We start from the raw sequence: 14,344 nt of genomic DNA on the forward strand, positions 1-14,344 counted from the left end.
ACACGTTCTATTCTTCTTCCATGATTGTGTTAATCTCTTTCATTAACTCTTCAAAAAGTTCGTCTTCTTTTACTTTACGGATGATTTCACCGTTGCGGAAGATTAGACCCTCTCCATTACCACCAGCAACACCCACATCGGCTTCACGTGCTTCACCTGGTCCGTTAACTGCACAGCCCATAACAGCCACCTTCAATGGTTTTTTCAATGTGCTGACTGCGTCTTCCACCTTAGTTGCCAACCCGATCAGATCAATAGCACAACGACCACAAGATGGGCAAGCAATAACAACTGGATCATTATTGACGATATCTAGACTGCGCAAAATCTGTTTCGCTACCTTAATTTCTTCAACAGGATCAGCCGTGAGTGATACACGGATTGTGTCACCGATGCCCATGGATAAAACCGTACCAATTCCTACAGCAGATTTAATGCTACCAGAGAATTGCGTACCTGCTTCTGTTACCCCTACATGTAACGGATAAGGACGACGTTCTGCCATTAACGAATAGGTCTGAATCATGGTTGGAACATCTGAAGATTTTAGTGAGATCGTAATATTATCATAGTTTAGGTCTTCCAGAATCTCGACGTGGTTCATGGCTGATTCCACGATCGCTTCCGGACTTGGATATCCGTATTTGTCTAGTAAACGTTTTTCTACTGAACCTGAGTTTACACCAATACGAATAGGAACATTTCGTTCACGGCAAGCATCGACTACTGCCTGTGTTCGTTTCCGATTACCAATATTCCCTGGATTAATTCGGATTTTATCAATTCCACTTTCCAATGCTGTAAGCGCTAATCGATAGTCAAAATGAATATCAGCTACTAACGGCAATGGTGAACGTTCTTTAATTTGCTTGATTGCTTTGGCAGCATCTTCATTAACAACCGCTAAGCGAACAATTTGGCACCCAGCTTCATGTAATTGCTCTATCTGTTTGAGCGTAGCTTCTACATCACGCGTATCAGCGGTGGTCATAGATTGGATAACCACACTTTTCTGTCCCCCAATTTGGACTCCGCCTACAAATACCGGTTTGGTCTCCTCGCGCTTAAACAAAGTAAGCACACTCCTTTATCTGTCTCTCTCTACAGATGAATTACTGTAAAAAGAGTCGTTGTATATCATTCCAAGTCACAACTAGAATTAGCATCATCAATAAAGCAAAACCAACAAAGTGAACCATGCCTTCTTTGTTAGGATCGATCGGTTTGCCACGCAGTGCCTCAATCGCAATGAACACAATGCGTCCACCATCTAGGGCAGGGATTGGAAGCAGGTTAAAAATGCCAAGGTTAATACTCAAAAGTGCTGTCCATGTAAAGAGTGCCGCAAGACCACTTTGCGCAAATTGGCTTGTCATTGTAAAGATACCTGCTGGTCCACTCAAATCTTTCACACTTACATGTCCCGTAAAGAGCTGAGACAGATTGGTGAAGATTGTTTTAGTCCAAAAAATTGTTTGGTCATAGCCATGCTTAATCGCTAATCCAAACTCTTTCTTGACACCAGCACCAACCATTATTTTACCTTGTTCATTTACCTGTACAGGTACGACAATGTCTTGCCCATCCCTATTGATCTTCATTTCAATTTTTTTATTAGGGGATGCATTAACTACTCCCACAAATTGGTTCCATTCATTTATTGCTGTACCATCGATGCTGAGAATGCGATCTCCCTGTTTCAACCCAGCCTGATAAGCAGGTCCATCTGGAATAACTTGGCCTAAAACAGCATCTTTTGTCGGAGCTCCGAAGAATAAACCACCCACCACAAATATAGCAAAAGCTAAAATGAAGTTAGCAGCAGGTCCAGCAAAAATAGCCAAGAAACGTTGCCATAATGTTTTCCCTTTAAATTGGCGATTAAAAGGGGCGATCTGTACTTCCTTACCTTCGATCACCAACATCGTCTGAGGATCAACAGCAAATGTCTTCGCTTCTCCCTGTATATCCAATGTCATGATCAAATCATGTTCAAGATCATAGCGGACCACATTACCTATAGTTGCATGATCGGGGATATCATTTGGAGTAACATAAATGTGAGAAACCTGATTAGCTTGATTAAACAGAACCCCGACTTCCATATGCGGTTGCAATACTTCCATCTCAGGGTCTTCACCAGCCATTCGTACCATACCACCGATAGGTAACCAACGCAGTGTATATTCTGTCTCGCCTTTTTTAAAGCTAAACATTTTTGGTCCCATTCCTAGCGCGAACTCGCGGCATAAAATACCTGCCCGTTTTGCTAACAAAAAATGGCCCATTTCATGGAAAAAGACCAACAATCCAAAAATAACCACGAAAGCGATTACCGATCCAAAACCAATCTGTACGGGAGGCATTTGCATAGATATAGCCACCTTTCCTTCTAATTCGTGATTGAGAAGCACTCACCCGTTCTATCGAAACAGGACCACTACTCTACTATATGTAGTTATAGCGTCTAATCAGTACCCTGTCTCTGGCAAAGCTTTTCGCTTGTTTCTTCAACTCTTACTTGCCCCAGTTTCGTGCAGTATGTCGTGCCCATGCATCAACTTCATCAATCTCTTCTAAGGTAGGATGTAGACTTGTTTGGTGCAGTGCACATACCTGATGAACGACATCTTCAATTCCAACAATTGTTAGTTCATCTTGCAAAAAACGCGAAACTGCTACTTCATTGGCCGCATTTAGAACAGCGGGCAGTGTACCACCAACCTTACCGCAATCATACGCTAGTTTTAAGAGTGGATAGCGGGTGAAATCCATCTCTTTAAAATGAAGCGTACCGCATGTAACGAGGTCCAAAGCCTCAGTCGGTAACGGCCACCGACTTGGATAGGTTAGAGCATACTGAATTGGAACCTTCATATCCGGTGTTCCCAATTGTGCTATCACGGCCTTATCTTTGTATTCTACCATAGAATGTATAATACTTTCATAGTGAAGAATTGTCTCTATCTGCTCATATGGCATGCCGAATAGCCAATGAGCCTCTAATACTTCAAATCCTTTATTCATCATGGTAGCCGAATCAATTGTTATTTTAGCTCCCATACTCCAATTGGGATGTCGCAAAGCATCTTCACGAGTAACATGAGCTAACTCATCCCGAGACAGATGTCGGAGTGATCCTCCTGAAGCTGTAATAATTAGTTTAGAAACATCCTGTCGATTTTCACCATTTAGAGCCTGAAAAATGGCAGAATGCTCACTGTCAACAGGAACAATCGTCGCCTGATGCTTTTGAGCAGCCTCCATGACTAAGTGTCCTGCACTTACCAAGGTTTCCTTATTAGCAAGTCCAATGGTTTTGCCACGTTCAATAGCAGCCAGAGTTGGTTTAACTCCTACACTACCTACTACTGCTGACATCACAAACGATGCTTGTGGATGTGTTGCTACCTCAATCAAGCCATCTAGTCCGTACACAATCTCTACAGATAAAACTCCAGCTAGACGTTTCGATAATTCTCGTGCGAGCTCTTCTGTCCCTACGGAAATCAGTTCCGGTTTAGCATACAAAGCTTGTTCTTCCAATAAGTCAATGTTATGACCGGCTGCCATTGCTACGATATTAAATTGATCGGGGTGCTGTTTCACTACTTCCATGGTACTTGTCCCGATCGAACCGGTAGAACCTAACAGCGATATGTTCTTCACCCATTTCACCTCAAAACCCCTATTGTCTAAGAACTTTTACTTAAAACAAGCCAAACAAGTACAGTACTGGAAACACAATTAGCATACTATCAAAACGATCGAGGATGCCACCGTGCCCTGGAAGAATATGGCCTGAATCCTTCACTGCGAAATGACGCTTGTAAGCTGATTCTACTAAATCTCCCAGCGGACCGACAATACCTGTAATTGCTGCAATTGCCAAAGCTTGTCCCCATGGAAGAGCTCCTGGTACTTGCAAAAAAATCAATAAAGCATCGATTACACCGACAACTACAAGGGAGGCAAGGAAACCTCCAAGCGCTCCCTCTACCGTTTTATTTGGACTAATATCTGGCCATAATTTGCGTTTCCCCAATGCTTTGCCTGCAAAATAGGCTCCAGAATCCGTTGACCATACAGATAACAAAATGATAATAGTGAGCCAAAATCCAGCTAGACCTACGCCCCCACGAGCCACGGCAACGTAATGAAAACCATATCCTATGTATAACGCTCCGAGTAATACCAGAGCGGCATGTTCAATATGAAATCGATTTTTGCTAAGTACAGTATAAAATAGCAACAAAAATAACGGTAGAAGAAGAATTTGACTCCATTCTACTGTGATTGCACCAAAATCACTTACCTTCAAAAACCCGAGTACTGGGAAAAATAAAGCTGTGAGATCTGGTTGCCAAGCACTTATTAAAATGACATAGCCTAGGATACCTGGAAAACTAAATGGCTTTATGTTGGCCATGCGTAAAAATTCAAAAAGGCCGATGAAGGCCATAAGTAATACAAGGGATGAGTACCAAATCCCTCCCAGATATACTAGGGTTAGAAAACCAACACCCCCAAGTAATCCGGTAATTATCCGTTCCTTCACTTGTTCCACCTCTCCAGATCAAACTGCGCCATATCGACGAGCTCGACCTTGGTATTCAGCAATCGCCTGCACGAAATACTCTCTGGAAAAATCGGGCCAATACACATCCGTGAACCAAAATTCCGTATAAGCTAGCTGCCATAACATAAAATTGCTAATACGAATTTCTCCGCTCGTGCGAATTAACAAATCAGGTTCGGGAATTCCTTGTGTATATAAATGTGAGGCAATTGTTTCCTCATCAATTTGTTCAGGTGTTAACTTGCCTTGAGCGATCAATTGAGCAATCTCTTTTGTCGCTTTTAAAATTTCATCACGCCCTCCATAATTAAGGGCAAAATTAAGTTGTAATCCAGTATTGTTTTTTGTTTTTTCCTCTGCTTCAATCAAAGCCTTTAGAGTATGAGAAGGCAATCCTTCTCGAGAACCTATCATGCGTATTCTTACATTTCGTTCGACTAATTCTACCAATTCAGTCGACAAGAACTCCTGTGGGAGTTTCATTAGAAATTCAACTTCGTCCTTAGGACGTTTCCAATTCTCTGTAGAGAAGGCGTACATAGTTAATACACCTACACCGATTTCATCAGCTGCTTTCACCACATCTTTTACGGTTTTCATTCCCTGATGGTGTCCAGCAACACGCGGTAAATTACGTTTTTTAGCCCATCGTCCATTACCGTCCATAATGACTGCTACATGGTGCGGAATGATTCCTGCTTGATCAAACGTATTGTCTTTACGTTCTTCCTGCCTACCGCTAAACATTTTCCCTAACCGTTCTAACATACAGGTTTCCCCCAAAAAGAGAGACATAGACATAGCTCCCCCTCTTCAGAGAGGGGGAACATTTTCTCACATTATACCTCGAGAATGTCCTTCTCTTTATCTTTTACGATTTTGTCAACTTCCGCAATAAACCTATCGGTTGTTTTTTGAACCGTTTCTTGATGACCGCGGGATTCATCCTCAGAAATAGAAGCCGCTTTTTCCAACTTTTTAATACCTTCATTTGCATCGCGACGTACGTTACGAATTGCTACTTTTGCATCTTCACCACTCTTGCTTGCAACTTTCACTAAGTCACGACGGCGTTCTTCTGTAAGTGGTGGAACTGCAATACGAATGACCGAACCATCATTGGTTGGCGTAAGTCCGATATCAGATTGCATGATTGCTTTATCGATATCCTTTAGGGCATTCTTATCCCAAGGCTGAACTTGCAACATACGCGGTTCTGGAGCAACTACGTTAGCCAATTGATTGATTGGTGTCGGTGTTCCATAGTAATCCACCACGATTTTATCTAACATAGCTGGAGTTGCACGACCTGCTCGCAATGTCGCTAGGTCCTTTTTTAATGTATGAATCGCCTTGCTCATGCGATCTTCCATATCCTTTAAGATGTTTTGTGGCATTTAAGCATCCCCCTTTACTATAGTCCCAATTTTTTCTCCCATGACGGCCCGACGAATGTTGCCCTCTTCCGTTATGGCAAAAACAATAAGTGGTATATGATTATCCATGCACAGACTGGAAGCGGTAGAATCCATCACGCCCAAGCCTTTGTTTAAAACTTCAAGGAAAGTTAGGTTATCGTATTTTGTAGCGCTTTCGTCAATGCTTGGATCAGCCGTATAAACACCGTCCACTTTATTTTTTGCCATCAGGATAACCTCTGCTTCGATCTCGGCAGCACGCAATGCTGCTGTAGTATCGGTGGAGAAGTACGGGTTACCTGTTCCCGCCGCGAAAATGACAACTCGACTCTTTTCTAAGTGACGAATAGCCTTTCTACGAATGTATGGCTCAGCTACTTGACGCATTTCAATAGAAGTTTGAACACGGGTAGGTACGCCAACTTGTTCTAACCCATCTTGCATCGCAAGCGCGTTCATAACGGTTGCAAGCATGCCCATGTAGTCAGCTGTTGCACGATCCATTCCTTTGGAGCTTCCCGAAAGTCCTCTCCAGATGTTTCCACCACCTACTACTACGGCTACTTCTACACCAAGCTCTACGATTTCCTTTATTTGATTTGCAATCGAAGCGATAACTTTTGGGTCGATTCCATACCCTAGTTCCCCAGCTAGTGCCTCTCCACTCAGCTTTAGTATGACTCGTTTATATGCAGCGTCTGGCATGCGAAAAGACCTCCATTTTCATTTCGTATTGCTCTTATTTCCTGTCTTTCTTTAAAAATAGGGAACACAGCGGTGTTCCCTATTTTCATCTTATTGCTTATTCACTTGCGCCATTACTTCAGCAGCAAAATCTTCTTGTTTCTTTTCAATACCTTCCCCAACTTGGAAGCGAGCGAAGCCTTTGAAGCTAGCTCCTACTTCTTTCAACAATTGAGAAACGCGTTTGTCTGGATCTTTAACAAATGGTTGCTCAACCAAGCAGTATTCTTCGAAGAATTTTGCCATACGGCCTTCCACCATTTTGTCTACGATGTTAGCAGGTTTGCCTTCAGACAGCGCTTGGTTTTTCAATACTTCACGCTCACGATCAATCACGTCTTGAGAAACTTCTTCTCTCACGCCAAAACGTGGGCTAGAAGCTGCTGCGTGCATTGCTAGGTCTTTTGCCAAAGCTTCATTGTCAGAGTCATTTAAAGCTACCAACGCACCGATTTTTCCACCCATGTGTAGGTATCCACCAAAAACGCCGTTGTCAGCTTTTTCAAGGATTTCAAAACGACGGAAGCTGATGTTTTCACCAATTGTTGCGATTTTCGCGTTAATTGTTGTACCCAAATCTTCTCCACCTTGGAAAGCTTGAGTCAAAGCTTCTTCAACAGTAGCCGGGCGAGCGTTTACTACGTGTTCAGCAATATCTTTAACTAGTTGTTGGAACTCAGGGTTTTTAGCAACGAAGTCCGTCTCACAGTTAACTTCTACTACTGTACCAATATTTCCGTTTACTGCGAATCCAGTTAAACCTTCAGCAGCGATACGTCCGGACTTTTTCGCAGCTTTTGCGATACCTTTTTCACGAAGTAGGTCAATCGCTTTTTCGATATCACCATTTACTTCTTCTAGTGCGCGTTTGCAGTCCATCATACCTGCGCCTGTTCTTTCGCGCAATTCTTTAACTGTTTGTGCCGTAATTGCCATTGAATTACATCCTCCTTCAACTAATCCGCAAGCATCTTATTGCCTACGTATGTAATGTGTGAAACTCTTCGTCGGGAGATACTATTGTATTCGTAGAAAAAGGTGGACGGGGTTCTGAAAACCCTCAGTCCACCCTCATTCATTACGCCGTGGTTGTTTGCTCTCCGCCTTGGTTTCCTTCAGACAGAGCGTCAGCCATCTTGCCAGTTAATAGTTTAACAGCACGGATAGCGTCATCGTTACCAGGAATCACATAGTCGATTTCATCTGGATCGCAGTTAGTATCAACGATCGCTACGATTGGGATACCCAATTTACGAGCTTCTGCAACAGCGATACGCTCTTTGCGAGGGTCGATTACGAACAATGCGTCTGGTAATTCTTTCATGTGCGCAATACCGCCCAAGAATTTCTCTAGGCGATCCATTTCTTTGTTCAATACGATAACTTCTTTTTTAGGAAGAACATCGAAAGTACCATCTTCTTGCATACGTTTTAGTTGAGCAAGACGAGCAGTACGTTTTTGAATAGTTTCGAAGTTAGTCAATGTACCACCCAACCAACGTTGGTTAATGTAGTAGTGACCAGTACGTTCAGCTTCTTCTTTAACAGATTCTTGCGCTTGTTTTTTAGTTCCAACGAAAAGTACTTTACCTTCGTTAGCAGCAACTTCGCGCATGAAGTTGTAAGCCTCTTCTACCTTTTTCACCGTCTTTTGCAAGTCGATGATGTAAATTCCGTTACGTTCAGTGAAGATATAGCGATCCATTTTTGGGTTCCAACGACGAGTTTGGTGACCGAAGTGAACACCAGCCTCAAGAAGTTGTTTCATAGAGATTACCGCCATATTTCACACCTCCTCTAGTTTGGTTTTTTGTGTCAACCTCCGCGGACCTCATTTTTCAAGCAAAACTACCAAATGGTAGCACCGTTGCCGAAATTAGCCTGCGTGTGTATTTAACACCGAAGAAAACTATATCATATCAAAATAACAAATGCAATAAAGAGTGTTAGAAAAGTTGCTTCAATCTACTGTTATTTTCACCTAACCATATCCATTTTATCCAAAATTTGAACAACATATGATCAATAAGCCTGCTTTACAGTAAAATTACTATGGTACTCATACTTTCATCTGTCGCTTACTTATGATCGGATATGGAATCAGCTACAGGAGTTTTAGGCGGCTCAGGAGGAGTCGGAGGAACTGGTGGCGTTATATCTGTGTTCTCTTTTTGTTTCTCTGTTGACTTATCTGGCGTATCCTTTTTCTCCACTTCCGATTTATTATTCGTCGTTTGCTCTATCGGCTGCTCCTGCTTTTTCACAGACTCCTTTACACCTGTAGTGGGCGTGGATGGCTCAGTGGTTTCCTGAGAGCTGCGAGTAGGATTCTGATTAGAAGCATCCTTCGATTGGGGTTGTGTCGTAGATGATGAACTTTTAGCAGACTGAGTAGCTTTCTCGTTTTCTTTCGTTTTCTTATCTGATTTCTCGGCAGATTGTTCTGTCTTCTTTTGATCTTTGCTGGACAAATCATTAGTTTTTTGCTTCTCTGTCGCTGATCGAGAAGCTTTCGTTGCTTCATTATCAAGTTCAGAAGCTAGCTTCTTTTTCTCACTATTTGCTGTTGGAACAGTATCAGGCTTTTTCTCTGATTGCTTCTGTCCGTTTGAGGCAGAGGTAGCTGGTTGTCCGCTTTGTTTTTCGTTACTGGTATTTGGAGTTGCTTGTGGCTGTCCTTTCGGAGGCACCTGTACTTGCATGCTTTGAAATTCTTCTTTCGAAAGAACTACCCAACCTTGAGTAGTAGCAATTTGCTTTAGTTCATCCATGCTAATCGCCTTTTGCCCAAAAACTAGAAGAAATAAAGCAGAGAATACGACCCCGATCCCTAGTCCAAAACCCATCCACCCGATTCTCGTTTTCATGTCAGGCCTCTCTTTCAATCGGCTCGGCAAGCGTTAAAATTAATTCAATCTCCCCATGACCTGCTCCAAGCTTTTTAGCGATCTCAGGAGTAGTGAGCCCTTGTTGTACTAATTCAAACACTCGCTGGTACCGATCTTTTAATGCCAACACGTCTTGAGAAATCTCTGGTTGTTGGTTCACACTAGCTTGACTCAACATTTGAGATTGCTCTACTCCCTTTTTTAATAAAGCGTGGGATTTTTGCAACTCCATGAATTGATGATGTAGTTTTTCAATTTCCAGCTGTAGAGAACGGTTTTTTTGTTCATATTGTGTAGTAGAAGCTACTACTTCCTGCTGACTTTTTCTTACTTGCTCAATCTTTGCATGCAAATTTTCAGCTATTTCTTCATTTTCCCTTTTTACTTGTTGAACAAAGCGTTTAAGAGTTGTCTCCATGCTAGTGCGATCCAGGCTGTTGAGCTCTGAATGCTGCATCGAAGAATTTGCATCAGAACCTATCCATTCTTGACGTTTTCTTTTAGACAACCAAAGGGAGAGGCCTGAAAGCATGATTGCGATTAGGCCAATCCCTAGTAGTATATATAACAATTGAGTCATTTGCTTTCACCTAGTTAGAATAGTTACAAAGAAATATCAATATGATGACCACGGATTGGATCAGGCGACGGATGGGTTTGCGCTTTCATTTCTCCTTCTACTGATCCCTCTTGCATTTGTCCATGTTCTCCTCCATGTTTCTTTGCAGACTCTTCTTGTTTATTTTTAACTTGCTGTTGTTCTGATTTATGCACATTCTCCGTTTTATTTCGTTTGGCTTCAGCTAACCTCTTCTGCTCTTCCTTAATTTGCTGTTGCTCAGCTGCAGCCCGCTGTTGCAGTTGTTCTTGCCATCTACCTATCTCTTGAGTCCTTGGAATAGCATGCTGCAATTCGAGTGCTTTAAAACTCATCAGCATTTCTCTCCTTTTCTAAATGAGAGTGGAAGTAGAAATCTCTCCATCCAAAACTAGAAATCGAGTACGGCTAAACTCCTGTTTAATAAAACGCACATGCTTACCAAAAACCAGTTTTGCTCCTGGGAAAATTAACTGAGACACCTCAATGTAGGAAGGCATCTCTTGTTCCAGTTCTGCCTCAAGCGCTCGTTTTTCTTCTTCTAACGCTTTTATTTCTTTATCCAATACCAGTTTGGTATTGTTCAATTTAATCTGTAACGCCTTCTTGTCAGCAGGCAAATCTCCATAGGCTTGCATCATCTGCATCAATACCTGTAGCCCTTGATCCGCCTTGCGCTTCTGATCATGAAGGTCGGTTAATTTCTTTTTAATTTGGCTGACTTGATCGCGGGATTGAGGTTTAGCACCCACTTCAAGGCTGGTTGGCGTGGAACTCATATTGCCAACTACTTGTGCAATAATCTTCTCGCCTGCCTGAATGACCCCACCAATAATAATTCCTTTGGTTCCTTTACAAACCACCTGCTTCCCAGCCTTTACGTGTGAAAACATGATGCTTTGTTTAACGAAAACGTTATTCCCAGCGGTTACATTCCCATTTTGAATATAGGAAGTCGTCACGTTATTTCCTGCCTGAACTCGTCCCTTATCCTGACCAGCTATACCGTTTTTAATATCAATGGAGCCTTCTGCAATAAGCTCCGCTCCCTCAACACTTCCATAGATTCGAATATCACCTGTGGCTTTTATCGTAAAGCCAGTTGGCACATGACCACGAATAACAACAGTTCCTACAAATTCAATATTACCTACGCTGAAATCAACGTCTCCATTGACTTCATAGACAGGGAACACATGAATCTTATCATTGTCCACCGATACTTGACCGTCTATAACAGCGTATGCCAATGTTCGTTCTTCATTTAACACAATCCCTTTACCTGATTTTAATATTGCTTCTTTACCAGGCTTTGGTGGGATCACTTCGCCTGTAACAGTTCTACCTGGTACTCCCGGTGTTGCCATAATCTTTTCAGCTAAAAGCTGACCACGTGTCACATTAGCAATGTTGAGAACGGAATAATAATCCACTCGTCCATCTTCAAGCATTTTGGGGGAAGTTCTCTCTGCTGACTCATCTTGAAATAGATAACGAATGCTACCATCTTTACCCGATATCGACTCCTGTCCTTTAGCAATGCTGAGAGGAATATTTACATATTGAGATGGGGTAGAACAGATGGCACGTACATGATTTTCTATTAGTCCAAATCTCACACCTTTTGTTTCACAAAATCGAATCAAGTCTTCCTCTTTTAGCGGGACATCACTAGCTGCTTTTAAAGTAATCTCAGCAATAAGTTTGTCAGATGAAATGTGAATATCCGCGTAATCGGCAATTTGATTCACGTAAAACCCCCCTTTTTCTGCGCTTTTTTGCGCCACCAGTTTTCTACATCAATTGCGATCTCCATTTTGCCAACGTGTTGCGCAGACGAAAAATCGCTTTGGAATGCAACTGGGAAATACGTGAAGGGGATAAGCTCATGACCTCAGCGATTTCAGACAGAGTTAACTCTTCAAAGTAAAAAAGTGAAACAACGAGGCGTTCTTTTTCTGGCAGTTTATCAATGGCTTGGGTTAGAACTTCCTTCAAATTCTGCATTTGGGCGACGTTTTCAGGACTTGGCATAAGATCATCTATTAAATAAGCATGACGAGCAATTTTCTGTTCATCTTCATCACCTACTGCTTCGTCAATCGACAACATACTGGATAGCGAGGTATCATACATCACCTGCTGAACTTCTTTTTCCGTTATTCCCAAATGAACACTTACTTCCTTCTCAGTGGGAGAACGTAACAGATTTTGCTCTAAATATGTATATGCTTCTTCGATTTTTTTTGCCTTATCCCGTACCGTGCGAGGAATCCAATCATTTTCACGTAAACCATCAATCATGGCTCCACGAATTCTCCACATGGCATACGTTTCAAATTGCAAGCCCCGTTTATAATCAAACTTGTTTAAAGCATCAAGCAACCCGAATCGACCATAGCTGATGAGATCATCCTTATCCACGTTGTTAGGCAAACCAATGGAAAGACGCATTGCCACTTTATTTACTAGCGGCAAAAATTTTTCCACCAGTTCTATTTCCGCTTCTCGACTCCCGTTTTCTTTCCATTCCATCCATTTATCAAATTCTTTTGTTACCTTCTCTTGATTATATACGCGAGCCATGGTTTAATCACCTGCCTTTTACTCATCAGTAAATCTTCTTAACGTTTGGGCAATTAATTTTGGGTCATGCTCTGCAGATTCATCTTGTACACGCTGTGCTGTTAATGGAATAAACTCATCTTCTGGTTCCAGAGATTCATTTGTTTCCCCTGGAACTAGAGCGTCTTCTTGCTCTTCCCTGACTGTTTCTACGTCTACGTCTTCATCACCATCATTATTCTCTAGCTCGGTTGCATCCTCTTTTGGAAAAAGAAATGATAATACCATCAGAACAAGAAAAGCGATTATAAATACGACAAGAAAAGCCATAACTCCACGATAAAACGATACAACGAACAAATTGCCAGTAACGGCTGCCAAAAACGTTAGTAGAAATGCAATGCATCCTAACCAAAGACTTCTTTTCACGGTTTGGTTCATGGTTATACTTCCTTAGTCCCTTGATTTACGGTCCGGATCTGCAATAATCCAGTTTCCGCATCAACTTCAATAGTTCGTCCACAATTTCCACCAGTGTCTTCTGCAATTATCTGAATGGCGAATTGTTTTAAAGCTACCTTACAAGCTTCCACATTCCGAGGACCAATTCTCATTGCGTCGTTGGTAGAAAGAAAGGTAAACATTTGGGATCCTCCAGCCAGCTTAGCTGTCATATAACGACTTTGCGCTCCCAACTTCTTCATTCGTTCAATTAATTCAGGAATTGCTGTATCAGCATATTTCAAATGATTGGTCTCTGTATTTTTCCCTAGGCTTGAATCCGGTAACATGACATGTGCCATTCCCGCAATCTTACTAATACGATCATATAGTACAACCCCGACACAAGAACCTAAGCCTGTCGTACGAATATGGTCGGGGGCACTAGCTACTCCTACGTCTGCCATTCCAACTTTAATAATTTCCATCTAACGGGACCCCTAATGCTTGGAATAATGTTGCAAATGAATCCGGATCTGGGATGAGGAAAAAGTGACCTTGCATTTTTTCGTTACCTTCCATAAAAGCTGTGTCAATCGTTAAAGCAAAATCACCAGCCCGACCTAGTTCAATAAGTCCATAACTCAATAGAGCGCCTGCCATATCAATCGCAAGAGCAGGTACGGTCGGTTGCATATTAAGCTTCGTAAAATCGGCTAATGATGACAGATAAGAGCCCGCCATAATGTTACCGATCTCATGCAAAGCAGATATTTCCATCTCACTAAAAACCTCTTCTTGCTCTTCTTGCGGTACAATACCAAGCAGGTGCTGCAACAAATTTTTAGCGGAAGGAATATCTATAATAAAAAACATATTTCCAGGGCAATCACCTTCCACACGCAAAAAGACTGCGATTACCACCACTTCATCTCCACCCAGGAAATCAGCAATTTCCTGGAAAGAGATGATTTTGACTTGTGGAACGGTCATGTCGATTTCTTTTTGAATCAATTGCGAAAGTGCCGTGGTAGCATGACCAGCCCCAATATTGCCTACTTCACGTAGCACATCTAATTGAAATTCGCCTAATTTCTTAATATGAGTCATA

At 42.0% G+C, this 14,344-nt stretch carries 17 protein-coding genes; all 17 read right to left on the bottom strand.

All coding sequences use genetic code 11. The features are described from left to right. Positions 1–7: 7 nt before the first annotated feature. On the bottom strand, positions 8–1,072 hold the full coding sequence (gene ispG / locus BrL25_RS01730; protein WP_018670861.1) for a flavodoxin-dependent (E)-4-hydroxy-3-methylbut-2-enyl-diphosphate synthase: 1,065 nt from the start codon (positions 1,070–1,072) through the stop codon (positions 8–10). Between the two features lie 40 nt (positions 1,073–1,112). After that, positions 1,113–2,372: an RIP metalloprotease RseP gene (gene rseP / locus BrL25_RS01735; RefSeq protein ID WP_018670860.1), complete on the bottom strand. Its 1,260-nt coding sequence runs from the start codon at positions 2,370–2,372 to the stop codon at positions 1,113–1,115. 145 nt (positions 2,373–2,517) lie between these two features. Beyond that, positions 2,518–3,669, bottom strand: a complete 1,152-nt coding sequence (locus BrL25_RS01740) for a 1-deoxy-D-xylulose-5-phosphate reductoisomerase (RefSeq protein ID WP_026315092.1) — start codon at positions 3,667–3,669, stop codon at positions 2,518–2,520. A 40-nt stretch (positions 3,670–3,709) separates the two neighbouring features. Beyond that, positions 3,710–4,558, bottom strand: a complete 849-nt coding sequence (locus BrL25_RS01745) for a phosphatidate cytidylyltransferase (RefSeq protein WP_018670858.1) — start codon at positions 4,556–4,558, stop codon at positions 3,710–3,712. A gap of 18 nt (positions 4,559–4,576) precedes the next feature. Next, entirely contained in the window at positions 4,577–5,347 is a 771-nt protein-coding gene (locus BrL25_RS01750) for an undecaprenyl pyrophosphate synthase (protein ID WP_026315091.1), read from the bottom strand. Between the two features lie 71 nt (positions 5,348–5,418). After that, on the bottom strand, positions 5,419–5,976 hold the full coding sequence (gene frr, locus BrL25_RS01755) for a ribosome recycling factor (RefSeq protein WP_018670856.1): 558 nt from the start codon (positions 5,974–5,976) through the stop codon (positions 5,419–5,421). Beyond that, complete coding sequence (gene pyrH, locus BrL25_RS01760; RefSeq protein ID WP_018670855.1) at positions 5,977–6,702, bottom strand: UMP kinase; 726 nt, start codon at positions 6,700–6,702, stop codon at positions 5,977–5,979. Positions 6,703–6,792: 90 nt separating this feature from the next. Further along, entirely contained in the window at positions 6,793–7,677 is an 885-nt protein-coding gene (gene tsf / locus BrL25_RS01765) for a translation elongation factor Ts (RefSeq protein ID WP_018670854.1), read from the bottom strand. A gap of 142 nt (positions 7,678–7,819) precedes the next feature. Continuing rightward, on the bottom strand, positions 7,820–8,524 hold the full coding sequence (gene rpsB, locus BrL25_RS01770; protein ID WP_018670853.1) for a 30S ribosomal protein S2: 705 nt from the start codon (positions 8,522–8,524) through the stop codon (positions 7,820–7,822). A gap of 295 nt (positions 8,525–8,819) precedes the next feature. After that, positions 8,820–9,608 carry a hypothetical protein gene (locus BrL25_RS01775; RefSeq protein WP_018670852.1) on the bottom strand — a complete coding sequence of 263 codons (789 nt, stop codon included), beginning with the start codon at positions 9,606–9,608 and terminating at the stop codon, positions 8,820–8,822. Position 9,609: 1 nt separating this feature from the next. After that, positions 9,610–10,209, bottom strand: coding sequence for a DUF6115 domain-containing protein (locus BrL25_RS01780; RefSeq protein WP_018670851.1), 600 nt, complete (start codon positions 10,207–10,209; stop codon positions 9,610–9,612). Between the two features lie 23 nt (positions 10,210–10,232). Further along, entirely contained in the window at positions 10,233–10,562 is a 330-nt protein-coding gene (locus BrL25_RS01785; protein WP_018670850.1) for a hypothetical protein, read from the bottom strand. Between the two features lie 18 nt (positions 10,563–10,580). Then, positions 10,581–11,978 carry a FapA family protein gene (locus tag BrL25_RS01790; protein ID WP_018670849.1) on the bottom strand — a complete coding sequence of 466 codons (1,398 nt, stop codon included), beginning with the start codon at positions 11,976–11,978 and terminating at the stop codon, positions 10,581–10,583. 43 nt (positions 11,979–12,021) lie between these two features. After that, complete coding sequence (locus BrL25_RS01795) at positions 12,022–12,813, bottom strand: FliA/WhiG family RNA polymerase sigma factor (RefSeq protein ID WP_018670848.1); 792 nt, start codon at positions 12,811–12,813, stop codon at positions 12,022–12,024. 18 nt (positions 12,814–12,831) lie between these two features. Then, complete coding sequence (locus BrL25_RS01800) at positions 12,832–13,233, bottom strand: hypothetical protein (protein WP_018670847.1); 402 nt, start codon at positions 13,231–13,233, stop codon at positions 12,832–12,834. A gap of 2 nt (positions 13,234–13,235) precedes the next feature. Further along, positions 13,236–13,721, bottom strand: coding sequence for a chemotaxis protein CheD (locus BrL25_RS01805; RefSeq protein ID WP_018670846.1), 486 nt, complete (start codon positions 13,719–13,721; stop codon positions 13,236–13,238). Next, positions 13,708–14,343, bottom strand: a complete 636-nt coding sequence (locus tag BrL25_RS01810; RefSeq protein WP_018670845.1) for a chemotaxis protein CheC — start codon at positions 14,341–14,343, stop codon at positions 13,708–13,710. The genes BrL25_RS01805 and BrL25_RS01810 overlap by 14 nt, the downstream gene beginning before the upstream one ends. Position 14,344: the final 1 nt, after the last annotated feature.

Source organism: Brevibacillus laterosporus DSM 25 (genome assembly GCF_002706795.1).
In the GTDB taxonomy this organism is placed as follows: Bacteria; Bacillota; Bacilli; order Brevibacillales; family Brevibacillaceae; genus Brevibacillus_B; species Brevibacillus_B laterosporus.

What these genes read in the sequence shown, in the direction of transcription:
- pyrH (WP_018670855.1), bottom strand. Translation starts at nt 6,702, where the DNA reads ATGCCAGACGCTGCATATAAACGAGTCATACTAAAGCTGAGTGGAGAG.
- BrL25_RS01800 (WP_018670847.1), bottom strand. Translation starts at nt 13,233, where the DNA reads ATGAACCAAACCGTGAAAAGAAGTCTTTGGTTAGGATGCATTGCATTT.
- tsf (WP_018670854.1), bottom strand. Translation starts at nt 7,677, where the DNA reads ATGGCAATTACGGCACAAACAGTTAAAGAATTGCGCGAAAGAACAGGC.
- BrL25_RS01775 (WP_018670852.1), bottom strand. Translation starts at nt 9,608, where the DNA reads ATGAAAACGAGAATCGGGTGGATGGGTTTTGGACTAGGGATCGGGGTC.
- BrL25_RS01795 (WP_018670848.1), bottom strand. Translation starts at nt 12,813, where the DNA reads ATGGCTCGCGTATATAATCAAGAGAAGGTAACAAAAGAATTTGATAAA.
- BrL25_RS01785 (WP_018670850.1), bottom strand. Translation starts at nt 10,562, where the DNA reads ATGAGTTTTAAAGCACTCGAATTGCAGCATGCTATTCCAAGGACTCAA.
- BrL25_RS01750 (WP_026315091.1), bottom strand. Translation starts at nt 5,347, where the DNA reads ATGTTAGAACGGTTAGGGAAAATGTTTAGCGGTAGGCAGGAAGAACGT.
- BrL25_RS01780 (WP_018670851.1), bottom strand. Translation starts at nt 10,209, where the DNA reads ATGACTCAATTGTTATATATACTACTAGGGATTGGCCTAATCGCAATC.
- rpsB (WP_018670853.1), bottom strand. Translation starts at nt 8,524, where the DNA reads ATGGCGGTAATCTCTATGAAACAACTTCTTGAGGCTGGTGTTCACTTC.
- frr (WP_018670856.1), bottom strand. Translation starts at nt 5,976, where the DNA reads ATGCCACAAAACATCTTAAAGGATATGGAAGATCGCATGAGCAAGGCG.
- rseP (WP_018670860.1), bottom strand. Translation starts at nt 2,372, where the DNA reads ATGCAAATGCCTCCCGTACAGATTGGTTTTGGATCGGTAATCGCTTTC.
- BrL25_RS01810 (WP_018670845.1), bottom strand. Translation starts at nt 14,343, where the DNA reads ATGACTCATATTAAGAAATTAGGCGAATTTCAATTAGATGTGCTACGT.
- BrL25_RS01805 (WP_018670846.1), bottom strand. Translation starts at nt 13,721, where the DNA reads ATGGAAATTATTAAAGTTGGAATGGCAGACGTAGGAGTAGCTAGTGCC.